Annotated in this window: 13 protein-coding genes; 5 read left to right on the top strand and 8 right to left on the bottom strand. The window is 67.4% G+C overall.

The genetic code is table 11. The annotated features are described in order from the left end of the window. Window positions 1-202: 202 nt before the first annotated feature. Together U1737_RS00430 and U1737_RS00435 are read right to left on the bottom strand one after the other, a co-directional pair. Window positions 203-1,354, bottom strand: coding sequence for an HlyD family secretion protein (locus tag U1737_RS00430; protein WP_332795199.1), 1,152 nt, complete (start codon window positions 1,352-1,354; stop codon window positions 203-205). Continuing rightward, the gene (locus tag U1737_RS00435) at window positions 1,351-3,021 is read right to left on the bottom strand and encodes an MFS transporter (RefSeq protein WP_332795200.1); all 1,671 of its coding nucleotides are present in this window, start codon (window positions 3,019-3,021) and stop codon (window positions 1,351-1,353) included. Before U1737_RS00435 ends, U1737_RS00430 begins: the two co-directional genes overlap by 4 nt. Before the next feature lie 305 nt (window positions 3,022-3,326). Here U1737_RS00435 and U1737_RS00440 point away from each other — a divergent pair, with 305 nt between their 5' ends. Continuing rightward, window positions 3,327-4,415, top strand: a complete 1,089-nt coding sequence (locus U1737_RS00440) for a mechanosensitive ion channel family protein (protein WP_248521260.1) — start codon at window positions 3,327-3,329, stop codon at window positions 4,413-4,415. A gap of 91 nt (window positions 4,416-4,506) precedes the next feature. On the opposite strand, the gene U1737_RS00445 is transcribed toward U1737_RS00440, so the two are convergent. Genes U1737_RS00445 through otsB form a run of 3 tightly spaced genes read right to left on the bottom strand, consistent with a single transcriptional unit; the run spans window position 4,507 to window position 8,467 of the window. Beyond that, window positions 4,507-5,895: an alpha,alpha-trehalose-phosphate synthase (UDP-forming) gene (locus tag U1737_RS00445; RefSeq protein ID WP_187502689.1), complete on the bottom strand. Its 1,389-nt coding sequence runs from the start codon at window positions 5,893-5,895 to the stop codon at window positions 4,507-4,509. After that, window positions 5,892-7,688: a glycoside hydrolase family 15 protein gene (locus U1737_RS00450; protein WP_332795201.1), complete on the bottom strand. Its 1,797-nt coding sequence runs from the start codon at window positions 7,686-7,688 to the stop codon at window positions 5,892-5,894. Before U1737_RS00450 ends, U1737_RS00445 begins: the two co-directional genes overlap by 4 nt. Continuing rightward, window positions 7,685-8,467, bottom strand: a complete 783-nt coding sequence (gene otsB, locus U1737_RS00455) for a trehalose-phosphatase (protein WP_332795202.1) — start codon at window positions 8,465-8,467, stop codon at window positions 7,685-7,687. The genes U1737_RS00450 and otsB overlap by 4 nt, the downstream gene beginning before the upstream one ends. A 723-nt stretch (window positions 8,468-9,190) precedes the next feature. Here otsB and U1737_RS00460 point away from each other — a divergent pair. The 4 genes from U1737_RS00460 to U1737_RS00475 all read left to right on the top strand — a co-directional run bounded on the left by U1737_RS00460 (window position 9,191) and on the right by U1737_RS00475 (window position 14,150). Next, on the top strand, window positions 9,191-10,666 hold the full coding sequence (locus U1737_RS00460) for an efflux transporter outer membrane subunit (protein WP_332795203.1): 1,476 nt from the start codon (window positions 9,191-9,193) through the stop codon (window positions 10,664-10,666). Next, window positions 10,666-12,054, top strand: coding sequence for an efflux RND transporter periplasmic adaptor subunit (locus tag U1737_RS00465; protein ID WP_332795204.1), 1,389 nt, complete (start codon window positions 10,666-10,668; stop codon window positions 12,052-12,054). The genes U1737_RS00460 and U1737_RS00465 overlap by 1 nt, the downstream gene beginning before the upstream one ends. A gap of 67 nt (window positions 12,055-12,121) precedes the next feature. Then, on the top strand, window positions 12,122-12,778 hold the full coding sequence (locus tag U1737_RS00470; RefSeq protein ID WP_332795617.1) for an ABC transporter ATP-binding protein: 657 nt from the start codon (window positions 12,122-12,124) through the stop codon (window positions 12,776-12,778). Window positions 12,779-12,941: 163 nt separating this feature from the next. After that, window positions 12,942-14,150 carry an ABC transporter permease gene (locus U1737_RS00475; RefSeq protein WP_248521249.1) on the top strand — a complete coding sequence of 403 codons (1,209 nt, stop codon included), beginning with the start codon at window positions 12,942-12,944 and terminating at the stop codon, window positions 14,148-14,150. On the opposite strand, the gene U1737_RS00480 is transcribed toward U1737_RS00475, so the two are convergent. The 3 genes from U1737_RS00480 to U1737_RS00490 all read right to left on the bottom strand — a co-directional run bounded on the left by U1737_RS00480 (window position 14,125) and on the right by U1737_RS00490 (window position 18,001). Continuing rightward, window positions 14,125-14,742, bottom strand: coding sequence for a nucleotidyltransferase family protein (locus U1737_RS00480; protein ID WP_332795205.1), 618 nt, complete (start codon window positions 14,740-14,742; stop codon window positions 14,125-14,127). The two genes, U1737_RS00475 and U1737_RS00480, sit on opposite strands and share 26 nt — an antisense overlap. Further along, window positions 14,729-15,652 carry an XdhC family protein gene (locus U1737_RS00485; RefSeq protein WP_332795206.1) on the bottom strand — a complete coding sequence of 308 codons (924 nt, stop codon included), beginning with the start codon at window positions 15,650-15,652 and terminating at the stop codon, window positions 14,729-14,731. The genes U1737_RS00480 and U1737_RS00485 overlap by 14 nt, the downstream gene beginning before the upstream one ends. Window positions 15,653-15,796: 144 nt before the next feature. Next, window positions 15,797-18,001: a molybdopterin cofactor-binding domain-containing protein gene (locus U1737_RS00490; protein WP_332795207.1), complete on the bottom strand. Its 2,205-nt coding sequence runs from the start codon at window positions 17,999-18,001 to the stop codon at window positions 15,797-15,799. Window positions 18,002-18,140 lie beyond the last annotated feature (139 nt).

The following is an 18,140-nucleotide window of genomic DNA, read 5'->3' on the forward strand; positions in this document are numbered from 1 at the left end:
TCTAACGGCCTACCGCCATTTGCGACCGTGGACGCTTTTGCCGGAGCGCTCGCGTGCACGATCTGCTGGACTTCCCCCCTCCCTGGAAGGGAGGGGGCGGGGGTGGGGAGGCCTGGGGCTGGAGACAGCACTCCCTCGAGAGCGACCCACCCCCAACCCCTCCCTTCCAGGGAGGGGGGAAGTCCGCGGTTACGGTGGCCCATCACCGAACACCCGGCCCGCCGGCCGTGTCCACGCGTGCCTGCACCGACATCCCCGGCCGCAACCGTGCGCTGAGCGGTTGTCCCGCATCCACCCGGATCCGCACCGCGATCCGCTGCGGCACCTTGGTGAAGTTGCCCGTCGCATTGTCCGCCTTCAGCACCGCGAACTCCGACCCCGCCGCGGGCGAGATCCGCTCGACCCGCCCGGTCAGCCGCGCGTTCGCCAACCCGTCCACCGTGAACGACGCCGGCTGACCGACCACCATCCGCGCGGTCTGCGCTTCCTTGAAGTTGGCGATCACCCACGTCTCCGGCGGCACCAGGAACATCAACTGCGATCCCGCCGTCACATATTGCCCGAGCCGCACGCCGACCTCGCTCAATCGCCCCGTCTCCGGCGCGCGGATCACGGTGTTGGCGAGGTCTATCCGGGCAAGCTGTCGTGCAGCCTCGGCACCGGACACCCCCGCCTGCTGGCCACCACGACCGACCTCGACCGTGCGGATATCCTGTCGCGCAATCTCCCGCGCGGCTTTCGCCTGCTGGACCTGCGCCTGCGCTTGCCGCAACGCCGCCAGCGTCTGGTCGCGTTCGCGCAGCGACACCGAGCCGTCCGTCACGAGGTCGTTGACGCGCGCCATGTCCGCCTGCGCGCGCATCAGCTGCGCCGAGGCATTGGCGACCGCGGCGTCCTGCGCCGCGAACGTCGCCTCGCGGCTGGCCGCCGTCTGCCGGCTGTTCGCGAGTGTGGCAGCCTGCGCGTCGACCTGCGCCTGCGCCTGATCGACGCGCTGGCGATAGATGCGGTCGTCGATCTTCACGAGCGGATCGCCCTGCTTCACATCGGCGAAGTCGCGCACCAGCACCTGCGTCACATAGCCGCTGACCTGCGGGCTGATCACCGTTGTCCGCCCGCGCACATAGGCGTTGTCGGTCGACTGATAGCTCGTCGCGAACGGGGGCAGGCGCCACGCCGCCAGCACCGCGCACACGCCAGCGATCACGAGCAGGACGATAACGATGATGACGTTGCGGCTCGGCGGTTGTGGACGCCAGCCAGAGCCGACCGGCGTGACCGGTACAGCGGTCGCCTCCGCCTGCTTCTCTTCGGTCGCCGGCCCCTCGGCCACCGGGCTGCGTGCGTCGCTCATGTCGTCCCCTCAACCGGGCCCTCAAGCCGCGCCCGTCGCTCGCGTCGCGCCCGTCTCGCCAGCAGGAACAGCAGATACCCGAACGTCGCGCCAGCAAGAACGGCGATCAACCGGAAGACGTCGGCATACGCAAGCACGTTCGCCTCCCGCGTCGTGGTTTGCGAGAGGATCGCCGCGCCCTCGGCATTGCGCAGCGTCGGGTCGACGATCACCCGGCCGACCGCGGCACCACCGGCGGCGATGCGCTGCGTGACGATCGGGTCGGTCGGCGAGATCTGCTGGACGAGCGCCGCGCTGTTCGCCTTCTCGCGGATCACCTGATAGCTGCCGAGCAACGCCGTGCCGCCGAGCCCGCCGAGCGAATTGATGATCCCGAACAGCGCGATGAAGCTGATGATATGGCCGGCGCCTTCCTTCAGCGCGCGGGTCATCCCGAACAGCAACGCCGGCCCGAGGAAGAACGTCGCGGAGAAGCCGATGATCGCCTGCGTCACGTACATCTGCGGCGCGCGCGTCAGGCTGGTCGCGTAGGAATCGAACCATGCCGCCACCGCGACCAGGCCGATCGCGAGCATGATCGGGTGGCCGAGCCGCTCGACGTCGAGCGTCACCGCGCTCGCGATCAAGCCGCAGACCGATGCGACGAAGATGATCAGGAAGAACGGCACGAGCTGGTCGTTGTTCTGGCCCAGCACGGTCAGCAGCCCGACCGACGCATAGGTCTGCTCCGACAGCACGATCCGCGCCATCACGATGACGATCGTGAAGCGGACGATGTCGGCGCTGCCGAGCCAGCGTGTGTTGAGCAGCGGGTTGGCGCGGTGGTGCTCGACGACGATCGCAGCGGCGAACATCGGGATCGCGACGATCAGCGCCCAGCCGATCCACGGCGCGTTGGTCCACCATACGATCCGCCCGAGCCCGAGGACGGCGGCGAACAGCGCGGTGGAGCCAGCGAACAGCACGAAGGTCAGGAAGTCGAGCGGCTCGAACGCCTTGCTCCGCGTCGTGGGCGGCAGGCGCAGCGCGGCGACCGCGGCGAGCGAGAGCAACGCGAGCCCGAGTTCGAACAAATACAGCGTCCGCCACTGCGACATCGCGAGCAGGTCGGGCGAGAAGAGGCGGGCGAGCGGCGTCGCGCATTGCGGGATGCCGATGCCGAGCACGACCGCCTTCAGCCGCCATTTCGCGGGCAGCGACTGCATCACGTAATAGAGGCACAGGCTGCTCAGCGCCGCGCCCGCCATCCCGCTGATCGCGCGCACCGCGATCGCGGTCGCGAAGCCGTGGACGAACAGATGCGCGAGCGTGATCAGCACGTAGAGGATCAGGAAGATCATCGCGAACGGCCGCAGCCCGAACTGCGCGCGGAATTTGATCATCAGCAGGTTTATGCTGACGTTGGTCATGACGTAGACGGTCGGCAGCCACGCGATCTCCGCCGGATCGAGCCCGAGCGCACCTTGGAGCGTGTAGGTGTTGGCGCTGATTAACGCGTTGCCGAACCCGACCGTCAGCCCGAGCAGGATGCCGATCAGCGCATAGGCGATCTGGCGGTGTCTCGGGTGGAGCGGCGAGCCTGGGGAGCCGGGGAGGATGGGGCGTTCGTGTTCGGCGAACTGCCAGTTCTCTTCGCTCAGGAAGTGTCTGATTCTCTGGGCGATCATGGTCGGGTGGTTCTGGCATGATCGGGGCGGGGCGTCATCCCGGATCGCTTGTGACGACGAGGCAAACTATCTGACCGCTACCTCCCCGGCGAAGGCCGGGGCCCAATTGGAAGGGTCACAGTAACGGTGGACTACGCATCGTTACAGCCGTCCCCAAATTGGGCCCCGGCCTTCGCCGGGGTGGTGACCTGCGCCGGGCAGTGGCTGCAGCGAATGAAGCCTTGCCCGATCAACCCGAAGCCCGCCCCCAACCAAAATGCTGCACTGCAGCGGAACATCACCGTTCCCCCGAGAGTTGCGCCACAATGCGCATGTTTAGATCGCTCCACATACCCCCCGAATGGGTCTGGCTGGAGAGTGTCGCCGTCGTCTCGGCGGCCGTCCTCGTCGCGCTGGTCGCGCATTGGCTGACGATGCGGATCGCCGGCCATGCGCAGCGCCGCTCGACCGCCAAGACCGACGGCCTTGTCCTCGCCCGCGTCCGCCGCCCGCTGCGCGCGGTGTTCGTGTCGGTATCGGTCGCATTCGTCGCGCGGATCCTGCCGATGGACAACGACATCGAGGATCTGTGGAAGCAGCTGCTCGGCTTCCTCGTCCCCGCCTTGCTCGGCTGGCTCGCGGTCGCGGCTCTCCGTGCGTTCCAGGACGTGATCGAAATCCGCGCCGACATCTCGGTCGAGGACAATCTCCGCGCCCGCCGCAAGCGCACGCGCGCCGCGATCCTTGGACGCATCGGCACGTTCTTCATCATCTTCATCAGCGTCTGCCTGATGCTGCTGAGCGTTCCCGGCATCCGCTCGATCGGCGTCACGCTGATGGCATCGGCGGGTATCGCGGGCCTGGTCGTCGGTGCCGCTGCGCAGCCGGCACTGAAGAACCTGATCGCTGGCGTGCAGATGGCCTTCACCGAGCCGATCCGGATCGACGACGTGCTGATCGTCGACGGCGAATGGGGGCGGGTCGAGCAGATCAACCTGACGTTCGTGGTCATCAAGATCTGGGACGAACGCCGGCTCGTCGTGCCGGTCTCGAAGTTCCTCGAACAGAGCTTTCAGAACTGGACGCGCGAGACGAGCCAGCTGATGGGGTCGGTGTTCTGGTATCTCGATCCGTCGGCGGACGTGCCGCGGCTGCGCGAGAAACTGGGGGAGATCATCACGTCCAACCCGCGCTGGGACAAGCGGTTCTACAACCTTCAGGTGACGGACGTGAAGACCGACTGTATCGAACTGCGCGGGCTGATGACCGCCAAGGATGCGGCGATCGCGTTCGATCTGCGGTGTGATGTGCGGGAAGCGTTGCTGAAGTATATCCGCGAGGAAATGCCTGAAGCGATCCCGCGCAACCGCCTGCTGATGGCGCCTAACCTTTCCACACACGCCACGTCATCCTGACAAAAGTCAGGACCCAGAGCCAAAAACGATAGCGCTCGTGACCCTGGGTCCTGACTTTCGTCAGGATGACGGAGTGGGTGTGGGAACGGTCCTAAGCCTCGACGTGCTCCGGCACCGCCTCGAGCGCGGTGATGAACAACTCGCACCACCACATCACGTCCTCTTTCCGGACGTTGTCGATCAGCTTCTCCCAGCGCGCCTTCCGTTCCGCCAGCGGCATCTTGAGCGCCCGGTCGATCGCGTCGGACATCTCCTCGGGGCTGTACGGATTGACCAGCACCGCGTCCTTCAACTGTGTCGCCGCGCCCGCGAAGTGCGACAGCACCAACACGCCCGGATCTTCGGGGTCCTGCGCCGCGACATATTCCTTCGCGACCAGGTTCATCCCGTCCCGCAGCGGCGTCACCAACCCGACGCGAGCCGCGCGATAGATTCCCGCCAACACATCCCGCGGGAAGCCCTGGTTCACGTACCGAATCGGCGTCCAGTCGATATCCGAATATTCGCCGTTGATCCGTCCCGACATCGAATCCAGGTTCGCGCGAATCTCCTGATACGTGTCGACCTTCTCGCGCGAAGGCGGCGCGATCTGCAGCATGTAGACCAGCCCGCGCCGATCCGGATGCGACCCGAGGAAGCGCTCGTAGCCCGCGAACCGCTCGGCCAGACCCTTCGAATAATCGAGCCGGTCGACGCCCACGATCAGGCTGCGCCCGGTCGCGGACATATACATCCGCTCTTTCGAATGCCGCGCCGCGTCGCTGTTCGCCGACTTCTCGAAGTCCGCCGTCTCGATCCCGATCGGCGTGGTGATCGCCTTGATCGTACGATCGCCGACCGTCACCCAGCCATCCTCGCCGACCACGCCGTCGAGCTGGCTGGTGACGTAGTGCAGGAAGCTGTCGAGCCAGTCCTGCGTCTGGAACCCGACCACGTCGTACGCGAACATCGATTCGACCAGCGCACGGTGGCTGGGCAGCGACAGCAGCATCGCCATCGGCGGCCACGGGATGTGCAGGAAGAAGCCGATCTTGTTCTCGACGCCCAGCTTGCGCAATTCGCGACCGAGCGGGACGTGGTGATAATCGTGCACCCAGACCAGATCGTCGGGTTCGATCAGCGGTAACACCGTCTCCGCGAACCGCTTGTTGACGCGCGCGTAGCCGCTGGAGAAGTCGCGCTCGAACTCGGTCAGGTCGATCCGGTAATGGAACAGCGGCCACAGCGTCCGGTTCGCATAGCCGTTATAATATTCGTCGAAATCCTGCTCTTCGAGGTCGATCGTCGCGGTCGTGACGCCCTTGCCCTGCTGGAAATTGATGTGCCCAGTGAAGGTCTCGGTGGTCTCGCCCGACCAGCCGAACCACACGCCCCCCTTCTCGCGAAGTGCGGCGAGCAGCGCGACGGCGAGGCCGCCCTGGTTCCCCGAAGGCGCATCGACCGACTGGACGCGGTTCGAGATGACGACAAGGCGGCTCATCGGACGGCACTCCACGGCTTGCTAAGCAGGACCGCGCAGTTGATCAGCCCGACCAGCGAATAGGTCTGCGGATAATTGCCCCACAGCTCGCCGGTGTTCGGATCGATATCCTCCGATAGCAGGCCAGCCGGCGTCCGCCGCGCGACCATCTCGTCGAACAGCTCGCGCGCATCGGCCGTCCGGCCAGTCGCGTGCAACGCCTCGATCAGCCAGAAGGTGCAGACATTGAACGCGGTATGCGGCAGGCCGAAATCATCCTCGGTCGCATAGCGCAGCATATGGCTCCCCCGTCGCAGCCCATCCTCGACGGCTTTGAGCGTCGACTGGAACCGCGGATCGTCGGGCGCGAAGAAGCGCAGGTCGAGCAGCTGGATCAGGCTCGCATCGAGATCGTCGCCACCGAACGTCGCGGAGATACGCTGCGTATCCTCGCGCCATGCCGATTGCTCGATCGTCGTGCGGATCGTGTCCGCGCGTGCGTTCCAAAAGGTGCGGCGATCCTCCAGCCCGAGCACCCCAGCCGCATTGGCCAACCGATCGCACGCCGCCCAGCACATGGCGGCGGAATAGGTATGGACGTGCGCCTTGGTCCGCAGCTCCCACAGCCCCGCGTCGGGCTTGTCGTACGTCTCCCACGCGCGGTCGCCGACCAGTTCGAGGCTCTTGAAATCTTCGACGCTCGACATCCGGAACAGCCGGCGATCGAAGAACGCCTGCACGTCGGACAGGATGATCTGGCCGTACGCGTCGTGCTGGATCTGCTCGTACGCCTGGTTGCCGGCGCGGACCGGACCCATCCCGCGATAGCCGGGCAGATCCGCCTCGATCCGCTCGATCAGCGTCGACTCGCCGCCGACGCCGTAGAGCGGCTGGACATGGCCGCCCTTCGACGCATCGACGATGTTGCGCAGATATTCGAGATAGCCTTCGAGCACGTCGAGCGCACCCAGCCGGTTGAGCGCCTGAACGGTATAATAGGCGTCGCGAATCCAGCAGTAGCGATAGTCCCAATTGCGCTCCGACCCCTCATGCTCGGGGATCGAGGTGGTGAGCGCGGCGACGATCGCGCCGGTCTCCTCGTGCTGGCACAGCTTCAGCGTGATCGCCGCGCGGATGACGACGTCCTGCCATTCGACCGGCGTCGCGAGCCCACGCACCCAGTGGCGCCACTCGTCCTTGGTCCGCGACAGCATCGCCTCCGCCGCCTCGTGCAGCACGCCCGCGAAACTCTCGTCGGGGCCGAGGAACAGGTGCATCTGGCGCTCGAGTCGGAACCAGTTCTCGCCGACGATATGCCCGACCGGCGCGTCGGTGGTCAGGCGCAGCGTCTGGTCGTCCATCAGGAACCGGATGTGGTTCGACCCCTGCGTATGCTCGGTCGGCTTGCCCCAGTTCGTCGCGACGCGCATGCGGATACGGATCCGCGGCGAGCCGGCGACCGGCTTGACGATCCGCACGAAGCTGGTCGGGCGATAGGTCCGGCCTTCGCGGACGAAGCGCGGGCAGAAATCGATCACCTCGACTGCGTTGCCGGCCTCGTCCTCGTGCCGCGTCACCAGGATCGGCGTGTTGCGGATATAGGCCTGCGTGGTCTTCGCGCCGCCTTCGAGTTCGATCGCCCAGAACCCGGTCTTGGGCGCATCGCCGCCGAGCAGCGCGCAGAATGCCGGGTCGCCATCGACGCGCGGCACGCAGCCCCAGACGAACGTGCCGGTCTTGTCGATCAGCGCGGAGACCTGACAATTGCCGATCGGCCAGAGGTTCATGTCGGCTTTTTGGGTAGGTGCGGTCATCGTGTTTCCAATATGGCGGCGATCCAGTCACGGAGCGCGGCAACGTCGTTCAGGCGGTAGGCGGCTGCGGTCGGGCGCGGCTCGCCGATGAGAATGCCCGCGCCACCAAGGGCACGCGCGGCCTCGAAGCCGTCTTCGTCGGTGACGTCGTCGCCGAAGAAGTACGGCATGCTTCCTGCCATTGTCGGCGCTGCGATCAGTTCGCGCAAGGCCGCGCCCTTGTCGCCGGGGGTCCGCAGCTCGACCATCATCTTGCCGCGCTGGAGCGTGAGGCCGTGGGTGGCGGCGAGATCCTCGGCGAGGCGGACGGCCTCGGGTTCGAAGTCCGGCGCCATCCGGTAGTGCAGCCCGGCACCGAGGCTCTTGGCTTCGTAGACGAGCCCGTTGGCATCGGCGAAGGCACGCAACGCCTCGGCGGCGACTTCGAGCGAGGCGGGGCGGTCGGCAGCGACGTGACCGTCTTGGGGAGTGCGACGTTCCGCGCCGTGGCTGCCGGCGACCGCGAACAGCTGTGCGTGGCGGCCGAGCATCGCATCGAGCTGCGTGATCGACCGCCCGCTGATGATCGCGACGCGTCCGGGGAAGCGCTCGGCGAGCGTATCGAGCCGGTCGAGCAGGCGCTGATCGACCAGGACGGCATCGGGGGTTGGCGCGAGATCGACGAGCGTCCCGTCGAAATCGAAGAACAGACTGACATTGTCGAGGGCCACGAGTGGCGGATCGAGCACGGCAAGCGGCGGCGCGAGGACATCAGTCGCGGGCTGGCGTTCGGCTAGCATGATCCCCCAACCCGCAGAGGTGCCGCTCCGTTCCGCTGCACTGCAAAATTGTAACGGAGGCGGTTCGATTAATTTTGGTCGGGGTTTTGGGGAGAAGAGGGACGGGAAAGGGAAAGGGCGTGGCTCGCACCTCTACCGTTCTCCAGCGAAGGCGGGAGCCCAGGATCAAGCAGCGATACCCCCCTAACCCTGGGCTCCCGCTTTCGCGGGAGAACGGTGTATGAGATGAACGGCATAATAGCCTCACCAACCCCACCAACCTCACTGGCACCCCCCCCCGGCGAAGGCCGGGGCCCAGTTGGGGGGACGGCAATGATCCACGCTGCGCCCCGTTGCACCAGACGTTCCAACTGGACCCCGACCTTCGCCGGGGTGGCTGTAGACGGGATGACTGGGGCGGAGCGACATCCGGCGCCGGCCCACCTTCGGGAATCTTCTCCCCTCCCTGAAAGGGAGGGGTAGGGGGTGGGTCGGCTTCCGCATCACGGAACGCCAGTGGCACGAGCGGGCCGACCCACCCCCAGCCCCTCCCTTCCAGGGAGGGGAGAAAGACGGGCCCCGTCTTCCCCCGATCCCGTCTTCCAACCCCAGCGATAGGATAGTAACCAATGACGCCGCCGCATCGCTTGGCGCCCTGCACCTCCAGAGCATCCACCCCGCCTGCGACACCTCGCGACACAAAACCGCTGGACTAGGGCAGGGACGGCGGCCATTCCTCCGCCCATGTCCCGCGTCCGCGCTCTTCTCTTCGCACCCGTCCTATCGGCAGGCGTCCTACTCGCCGGCTGCACCGTCGGCCCGGACTACCACCCAAAGGCGGCGGCCGAGCTCGGCGTCCCCGACGCCTATTCGATCACCCCTGAAACCAGGCCCGAAGACCTGACCCGCTGGTGGCAGAAGTTCGACGACCCCGTCCTCGGCCAGCTCGTCGAGCAGGCCGCCGCCGCCAACCTCGACATCGCGCAATCCGTCGCGCGCCTCCGCCAGGCCCGCGAGAGCCTGATCCAGAACCGCGCGTCGCTGCTTCCCACGCTCAGCGGGTCGGCTGGCTATCAGCGCAACGAGAATGTCCGCGGCGGCGGGCGGTCGTTCACGCTCCCCGACGGCACCGTCGTCGATACCGGCGGCGGCGGCGCCAACAGCTTCACGCTCGGCGCCAGCGCCAGCTACCAGGTCGGCGTCTTCGGCGAAATCCGCCGCACCGTCGAGGCGAGCCGCGCCGATTACGCCGCGTCAGGCTTCGACTACGCCACCGTCCTGATCTCGGTCGAGAGCGAGGTCGCGCGCAACTACGTCCTCGCCCGCCTCTACCAGCAGCAGCTCGCCAACGCCCGCGCCTCGCTCGCGATCCAGGACGACAACCTCGAAATCGCCGGTTTCCGCGTCCAGGCCGGGCTCGTCTCCAGCGTCGACGCAGAACAGGCCCGCGCCCAGCGCGCGCAGACCGCCGCGACGATCCCCAGCCTAGACCAGCAATATGCCGCCGCCGTCGCGCGGATCGGCGTGCTGACCGGCCAGGCGCCCGGCACGCTCCGCACGATGATGGCACCGGTCAAGGCGATCCCGACCGGCCCCGCCGCGGTCGGCGTCGGCATCCCCGGCGACACGCTCCGCCAGCGCCCCGACATCCGCTCCGCCGAACGCGCGCTCGCCGCCGCCACCGCGCGGATCGGCGTCGCCAAGGCGCAGCTCTATCCCGCGCTCGCGATCACCGGTAACCTCAACACCAACGCGACCTCGATCGGCAACATCGGCGACGCGATTACCGGCAGCCTGTTCGCCGGCCTGACGCAGGCGATCTTCAACGGGGGCCGGTTGCGAAGCCAGGTCCGCACCAGCGAAGCCGCCGCCGACGGTGCGTTCGCGCTCTACAAGTCCACCATCCTCACCGCGCTGGAGGACGTCGAGAACGCCGTCGTCGCGCTCCAGACCGCGCAGGAACGCGAGCGGCAATTCGCGATCGCGCTCGACGCGTCGAACAACTCCGCGATCCTCAGCCGCAGCCAATACCGCACCGGCCTCACCGATTTCACCACGCTCAACCAGCAGGAAACCGCGCTCCTGTCCGCGCGCAACGGCGCGACGCAAGCGCGCGCCGATGCCGCGACCGCGTTGATCGCACTCTATGCCGCACTCGGCGGCGGCTGGGACTCCACCGTGATCCCCGAAGCGCCCCAATCCAATCCAGAGGCACGCTGATGGCCGACGCATCGATCGACGACTTCCTCGGCGTAAAGCCGCAGGCCCCCTGGAAACGCTACATAAAGTGGGTCGTGATCGCGGTCGGCGTGGTCCTGCTCTGCCTGCTGCTCGCCAAGTGCTTCGGCGCGAAGGAACAGACGCAATATTCGACGCAAGCGGCGCAACGCGGCAACCTGACGGTCACGGTCTCGGCCACCGGCAAGCTCGCACCGACGACTCAGGTCACGGTCGGCTCGCAGCTGTCGGGCCTCGTCACCAAGGTCGTCGTAGACGTCAACGACCGCGTCGTCGCGGGCCAGCCGCTCGCGCTGATCGATCCCGAACAGCTCGACGACCAGATCCGCCAGACCAGCGCCCAGCTCGCCGCCAACCAGGCGCAGGTCGCGCAGGCGCAGGCCACCGTCGCCGAAGCCCGCGCGCAGTTGAACCGCCTCGAGGAAGTCTCGCGCCTGTCGGGTGGCCGCGTTCCGTCGAAGACCGAGCTCCAGACCGGCCGCGCCGATTACGCGCGCGCCGTCGCAGCGCAGAAGGTCGCCGAAGCGAACGTCGCCGCCAGCCGCGCCCTCCTTGCGCAGAACCAGACGCAGCGTGCGCGGGCGATCATCCGCTCGCCTGTTACCGGGGTGGTGCTGGCGCGACAGATCGACCCCGGCCAGACCGTCGCGTCGTCGTTCAACACGCCGACGCTGTTTGTGATCGCCGAAGACCTCACCAAGATGAAGCTCGAGGTCGCGATCGACGAGGCTGACGTCGGCGAGGTCAAGATCGGCCAGAAGGCCAGCTTCACGGTCGACGCGTTCCCCGGCCAGACCTTCCCCGCGACGATCAGCCGCGTCGATCTCGGCTCGAACCTGACGGTCAGCTCGGCGACCTCGTCGAGCACCACGACCACGACGTCGACCACCGGCCAGGTCGTGTCCTACGCGGCCGACCTCACCGTCGCGAACCCGTCGCTGACGCTGCGCCCCGGCATGACCGCGACCGCGGACATCGTCACCTCGGACAAGCGCAACGTGATGCTCGTCCCCAACGCCGCGCTGCGCTTCAAGCCGACCGCCGCAACGGGCGACGCGGGCGGCGGCATCGCCGGCTCGCTGACCTTCCGTCCGCGTCGTGGCGGCGGCGGCGCCGAGCGGACCGCGACACTCGGCCGCGGCGCGCAGCAGACGATCTACGTCAAGGGTGCGGACGGCACGCCGCAAGCCGTGCAGATCACCACCGGCGACACCAACGGCACGATGACCGAAGTCCTGTCGGGCAACCTCCAGCCCGGCGCGCAGGTCATCACCGGGCAGTTGGCCAGCGGGTCGGACGACACCAAGCGCAGCGGCGGCGGCGCCCGTCGCTCGGGCGGCGCGAGCAAGGGTGGGGGCGGTGGCCAGTAATTCGCCCCCGGCAGAACCGCTGATCTCCCTGCGCGGCGTCACCAAGACGTATGGGCAGGGCGCGACGATGTTCCAGGCGCTCAAGGGCGTCGACCTCGACATCGCGGCGGGCGATTTCGTCGCGGTGATGGGGCCGTCGGGGTCGGGCAAGTCGACGACGATGAACATCCTCGGCTGCCTCGACGTGCCGACCGACGGGACCTTCCTGTTCCGCGGGTATCATGTCGAGACACTCGACCGCGACCAGCGCGCGCTGCTCCGTCGCAAATATCTCGGCTTCGTGTTCCAGGGCTTCAACCTCCTCTCGCGCACGTCCGCACTGGAGAATGTCGAACTCCCCTTGCTCTACCGCGGCGACGAAAAGCGCGCGCGTCGCGATGCGGCGATGGCGAGCCTTGAGACGGTCGGCCTCGCGGACTGGTGGGACCACACCCCCGCCGAACTCTCAGGCGGTCAGCAACAACGCGTCGCGATCGCCCGCGCGCTGGTGACCAGCCCCGACGTGTTGCTTGCCGACGAACCGACCGGCAACCTCGACAGCGAACGCTCCGTGGAGATCATGCAGCTGCTCACCCGGTTGAACGCGGAGAAGAACATCACGGTTCTGATGGTCACGCACGAACCCGACATGGCCGCGTTCGCGAGGACGGTGGTTCACTTCAAGGACGGCTTGGTAGAACGCATCGAAAGCCAGCACCGCCAAGGCGAAAGTGTGGAATCGTGAGCGCCGCCGGCAGCGCATTCCCCTCCCGCTTGCGGGAGGGGGCAGGGGAGGGCGCGACGTACGTACTGGCGTCCGGTCGGTGGAACGAACCCCTCCCCCGACCCCTCCCGCAAGCGGAAGGGGAGCAGCATTGCAGCGCCCTCGATAGCGGAGCGACGCAGTAATGTTCGGCACCACCCTATCCCTCGCGCTCCGCTCGATCCGCCGCCACCTCCTGCGGTCGTTCCTCACCATCCTCGGCATCGTCATCGGTGTCGGCGCGGTCGTGACGATGGTCACGCTCGGCAAGGCGACCACCGCCGCCGTCCAGCAGTCGATCTCCGCACTTGGCACCAACATCCTGCAGATCCGCCCCGGCCAAGGCTTCGGCCGCGGCGGTGGCGGCCCGCGTCCGCCCGACTTCAAGCCCGAGGACGTCGACGCGATCGCCAACCAGATCGCCGGCGTCACCGCGGTCGCCCCGCAGGCGCAGGCCACCGCCACCGCGATCTACGAGGGCGCGAACTGGTCGACCACGATCAACGGCACCACTTCCGCCTATTTCCAGGTCCAGCCCTGGCCGCTCGCCGCGGGGCGCATCTTCTCGCCCGCCGAGGAAGCCGCGGGCAAGGCAGTGTGCATCATCGGCAACACGGTCCGCACCAACCTTTTCCGCGGCGGCGACGCGGTCGGCCTGCGGATGCGGATCGGCGCGATCAGTTGCGATGTTGTCGGAATACTCTCCGCCCGCGGCCAGGCCGGGTTCGGCGGCGATCAGGACGATGTCGTGATCATGCCGATCAAGGCGGTCCAGCGCCGCTTCACCGGCAGCCGCGACATCCGCCTGATGCTCGTCGGCGTCGACCAGAAATTCTCGACCGCGACCGTCCAGGCCTCGATCACCGACCTGCTCCGCGAACGCCGTACGATCACGGCGGGCAAGGAAGACGACTTCAACATCTTCGACACGAAGCAGATTTCGGACACGCTGACCGGAACCACGACGTTGCTCACCGGCATCGTCGCCGCGGTCGCCGGGATCAGCCTGGTGGTCGGCGGGATCGGCATCATGAACATCATGCTGGTGTCGGTGACCGAGCGCACGCGCGAGATCGGCATCCGCCTTGCGATCGGTGCGGTCGCGCGCGAGGTGCTGATGCAGTTCCTCGTCGAGGCGATCGCACTGTCGTGCCTCGGCGGCGTCATCGGCCTCGTCATTGCGCAGTTGGCGATCGCGATCATCGCCCCGCTGATCAAGGTTCAGTGGATCTTCGTGCCCGAGATCAACATCTTCGCGTTCGTCATCTCGGCGGTGATCGGCGTCGTATTCGGCTATTTCCCCGCCCGCCGCGCTGCCGCGATGAACCCTATCGACGCGTTAAGGCACGAGTGATCGCCGCCTTGGGATCGTGGACCAGCGCCTGCAGCCGGTCCAGATCCTCGGGCGTGTCGATATCGATCAGCTCGGCGGGCGCGGTAACGACGTGCCGCCCCGCCTTCACCAGGTCACGCGCACCCGCATCGCCGTCCAGCGTCAGCAGGAAATCGAACCGATCGCGCCCGAACAGGGCAGGGGGGCTCGGCTTCTCGCCATCGCTCGACGCAACGACGGCGTCCGCACTGTCGGCGGCATCGAGCATCCGGTAGATATGCGCCGCGGTCACGCGCGGCATGTCGGCGAGCGCGATCAGCACCGCCTCCGCACCCTCGTCCTTCGCGCGCTGCACGCCGAGCTTCACCGACTGCGACATCCCCGACGACGGGTCTTCGTTATGCACCACCTCGAAATGATGGCTGAGGAAGTCGAGCTTGCAGCCGTCGGTGACCACCAGCCGTCGCTTGAACGGAATGTTCTCGAACGCGGTGACGACGTGCATCCCAAGCGGCTTGTTGAGGAACGGCACCTCGAGCTTGTTGGGAATGCCGAACCGCTCCGAGCGACCGGCGGCGAGCAGGATGAGGAAGACGTCTTCAGCGGCGATCATTGAACGCTCCTATCATCGCCGCCGCGACCGACAGCGCAATCTCCGACGGCCCGATCGCGCCGATGTCGAGCCCGACCGGCGCATCGATCCTGTCGATATTCTCGGGCGAAACGCCTGCCGCGGCAAGACGCTCCCGCCGCGCCGCGTGGCTCTTGCGGCTGCCCAGCGCACCGACATAGGCGGCATCGGACGCGAGTGCGGCGATCAGCGCGGGGTCGTCGATCTTGATGTCATGGCTCAGCGTCACGACCGCAGTCGACGGCCCCGGGCGATAGGCGGCGATCGCCTCGTCCGGCCAGCGATCGTCGAGCGTCACGCCCGGAAACCGCTCCTCCGTCAGGAAGCGCGCGCGCGGGTCGATTACCACCGTCTCGATCCCGAGTTCGCGTGCGAGACCCGCCAACGCCTGCGCGATCTGCACCGCCCCGACGATCAGCAACCGCCGCGGTGGATCGTAACGGTTGACGAACATCTCTCCCGTTTCCAGCGGCCGCGCATCGCTATGCCCGGTCTTGAGATCGGTCGTCACGGTCAGCGCATCGCCCTGGTCACGCGCATCCGCGATCCGGTCGAACAGCTCGGGATCGAATCCCTCCGCCGACACCGGCTGCACCATCACCGCGATCTCGCCGCCGCACGGCAGTCCGACTTCCCAAGCCGCCGCATCCGCCACGCCGTAGTTGCGCACCTGGAACGGCGCGCCCGCGATCACCTCGGCGGCGGTGGCCAGGATGTCGCTCTCGACGCACCCGCCGGACACCGATCCCTCGAACCGCCCATCGGCATGGACGAGCATATGGCTTCCCTTGGGCCGCGGCGCGGAGCCCCAGGTCGAGACGACCGTGGCGATCGCCATCTTCTCGCCCTTCCAGCTCTTCGCGGCGGCAATCACGCTATCGTTTTCGGCCATGTTGTCTCTCTTCTAATCCTCCCCGCACGCGGGGAGGGGGACCAGCGCAGCTGGTGGAGGGGGCCAGCCGCAAACGTTACGCTTCGGGGGAAACCCCCTCCACCACGCCAAGCGGCGCGGTCCCCCTCCCCGTGCCGGGGAGGATCAGACGGCCGGCAACCCCGCCAACAGCTTGTCGAGCGTCACCGGAAAGTCCCGGACTCTGACGCCCGTCGCGTTATAGATAGCATTCGCCACCGCCGCGCCCGCGCCAGAAATCCCAAGCTCCCCAACGCCCTTAGCACCCACCGGGTTCGCGGACGTGTCGATCTCCTCGATGAAATGCACCTCAAGCTGAGGAATGTCGGCATTCACCGCGACATGATATTCGCCGAAATCGGGGTTCACGAACGCCCCGGTCCGCGTGTCGACGATGCCCTCCTCGCTCAGCGCATAAGCGATCCCCCACGCCATCCCGCCGGTGATCTGGCTCGTCGCGGTCTTGCGGTTGAGCACCCGCCCGACATCGAACACCCCCAGCATCCGCCGCACCCGCGTCTCGCCCGTCACCGCGTTCACCGCGACCTCGACGAAGTGCGCACCGTGGCTCACCTGGCTGGTGCGTTTGCTCTCGGCACCCGGCCCGGTCTTGCCCATCGCCACGATTGGTTCGCCGCGAACGAGATCGGCAAGCGTTACCGACCGCCCGCCAGCGCTCACGCAGCCGTCGTGCAGGCTCAGATCCTCGGGTGCAGCGTTCATCCGCAGCGCTAGTTCGCCAAGGATATCCTCACACGCCAGCACAACCGCCGAACACGCGCTGCCAGCCCCGAATGATCCACCCGACCCCGCGCTCGCCGGCAAGTCGCTGTCGCCGAGCCGCACGGTCACGTCCGACACCGGCAGGCCCAACATCTCACCCGCGGTCTGCGCGAGAATGGTGTACGTCCCCGTGCCGATATCGGTCATATCGCACTCGACCGTCGCGCGCCCGTCCGCCTCCAACCGTACGCGCGCCTGCGCCTCGACGGTGAAGTTGCCGCGCAAGCTCGCCGCCATGCCGATCCCGACCAGCCACTCGCCCTCGCGCACCGACCCCGGCGCCGGCACGCTCGCAGGCCAGCCAAATCGCTCGGCGCCCTGCGTATAGCAATCGAGCATCCGCCGCGTGGAGAACGGCTTGCCGCTCACCGGATCGGTCTCGGGCTCGTTGCGCCGCCGCAGTTCGATCGGATCGATCCCGAGCTGCTCGGCCAGTTCGTCCATTGCGCACTCGACGCCGAACGTCCCGACCGCTTCGCCCGGCGCACGTACGGCACCGCTCGCGGGCAGGTCAACGCGCACGAGGTCGGTCTTGAACCGCCGCGCGTCGCCCCGGTACAGCGGCAACGTCCCGAAGGGCACCGGCTCCAGAAATTCGCCATCGTCGTTCTGCGCGACGACGCTCTCATGCCCCATGCCGAGGATCACGCCGTGCTCGTCGGCGGCGATCCGGACACGCTGAATCGTGTGCGAGCGGTGATGCACCATATACGCGGTCTGGCGACGGGGCAGGGCGATCTTCACCGGTCGCCCGACGACCTCCGCCGCTATCGCCGCCAGGATCGCCTCCGCGCCGACTCCCGTCTTCCCCCCGAACCCGCCGCCGACATACGGGGCGAGCGCACGCACCTTGTCCGCATCGATCTTGAGCGCCTTGGCGATCGTCTTACGCGCGCCGCCGATCACCTGATTGCTGGTACGTACGGTAAGCCTGTCGCCCTCCCACCACGCAGTGGTCGCGTGCGGCTCCAGCGCGGCGGGGAAATGCACCGGCGTCGTATAGGTCCGGTCCAACGTCACCGCCGCATCCGCCATCACCGCGTCGAGATCGCCCTTGTCGACCGGCGGCAGGAAGCCGATCTCGGGCTTGGTATCGACCGGCTGCGCCTCGACGTCGAACCGATCCTCGCCCGCCTCGGTACGGACAACGACCAGCGCCGCGGCATCGCGCGCGATCGCCTGGTCCTCCGCGACGACGATCGCGACCGGTTGGCCGAGGTGAAGGATGACGTCGGTATCGAACTTCGGCAACGCACGGGAATTGGACTCGCCGGCAGGCATGCGCGGGTCGCCGTGAATGACGGCGATGACGCCGGGCAACGCTTCCGCGGCGCGCACGTCGATACCGAGGATGCGCCCGCTGCCAACCGGCGTGCCGACGATCGCGGCATAGGCGATTCCGTCGGGCGTGGCCTCATACGCATAGTCCGCCACACCGGTGACCTTCGCCGGCCCCTCGATCCTGTCGAGCCCGAGTCCGAGAACGCCCTGCTTCGCGCGGTCGAGACCAGCCGGCCGACACGCTACATCCATTACGTGTTCGTTCATTTGTCGGTCCTCGGGTGGAGGGTGAGATATGGGTAGGGCGGGGACGTTTGACGAGGGCGCTACGCATCCCCCCAACACCACCCCGGCGAAGGCCGGGGCCCAATTGGGGAACGAGAGTAACGGAGGACAATCCTCCGTT

Source organism: Sphingomonas fucosidasi (assembly GCF_036663855.1).
In the GTDB taxonomy this organism is placed as follows: Bacteria; Pseudomonadota; Alphaproteobacteria; order Sphingomonadales; family Sphingomonadaceae; genus Sphingomonas; species Sphingomonas faeni_B.

Excerpts from the sequence above, each read along its gene's own strand:
- U1737_RS00470 (WP_332795617.1), top strand. The coding sequence starts at position 12,122 with ATGTTCCAGGCGCTCAAGGGCGTCGACCTCGACATCGCGGCGGGCGAT.
- U1737_RS00435 (WP_332795200.1), bottom strand. The coding sequence starts at position 3,021 with ATGATCGCCCAGAGAATCAGACACTTCCTGAGCGAAGAGAACTGGCAG.
- U1737_RS00450 (WP_332795201.1), bottom strand. The coding sequence starts at position 7,688 with ATGACCGCACCTACCCAAAAAGCCGACATGAACCTCTGGCCGATCGGC.
- U1737_RS00475 (WP_248521249.1), top strand. The coding sequence starts at position 12,942 with ATGTTCGGCACCACCCTATCCCTCGCGCTCCGCTCGATCCGCCGCCAC.
- U1737_RS00430 (WP_332795199.1), bottom strand. The coding sequence starts at position 1,354 with ATGAGCGACGCACGCAGCCCGGTGGCCGAGGGGCCGGCGACCGAAGAG.
- U1737_RS00490 (WP_332795207.1), bottom strand. The coding sequence starts at position 18,001 with ATGAACGAACACGTAATGGATGTAGCGTGTCGGCCGGCTGGTCTCGAC.
- U1737_RS00440 (WP_248521260.1), top strand. The coding sequence starts at position 3,327 with ATGCGCATGTTTAGATCGCTCCACATACCCCCCGAATGGGTCTGGCTG.
- U1737_RS00485 (WP_332795206.1), bottom strand. The coding sequence starts at position 15,652 with ATGGCCGAAAACGATAGCGTGATTGCCGCCGCGAAGAGCTGGAAGGGC.
- U1737_RS00445 (WP_187502689.1), bottom strand. The coding sequence starts at position 5,895 with ATGAGCCGCCTTGTCGTCATCTCGAACCGCGTCCAGTCGGTCGATGCG.
- U1737_RS00460 (WP_332795203.1), top strand. The coding sequence starts at position 9,191 with ATGTCCCGCGTCCGCGCTCTTCTCTTCGCACCCGTCCTATCGGCAGGC.
- otsB (WP_332795202.1), bottom strand. The coding sequence starts at position 8,467 with ATGCTAGCCGAACGCCAGCCCGCGACTGATGTCCTCGCGCCGCCGCTT.
- U1737_RS00480 (WP_332795205.1), bottom strand. The coding sequence starts at position 14,742 with ATGATCGCCGCTGAAGACGTCTTCCTCATCCTGCTCGCCGCCGGTCGC.
- U1737_RS00465 (WP_332795204.1), top strand. The coding sequence starts at position 10,666 with ATGGCCGACGCATCGATCGACGACTTCCTCGGCGTAAAGCCGCAGGCC.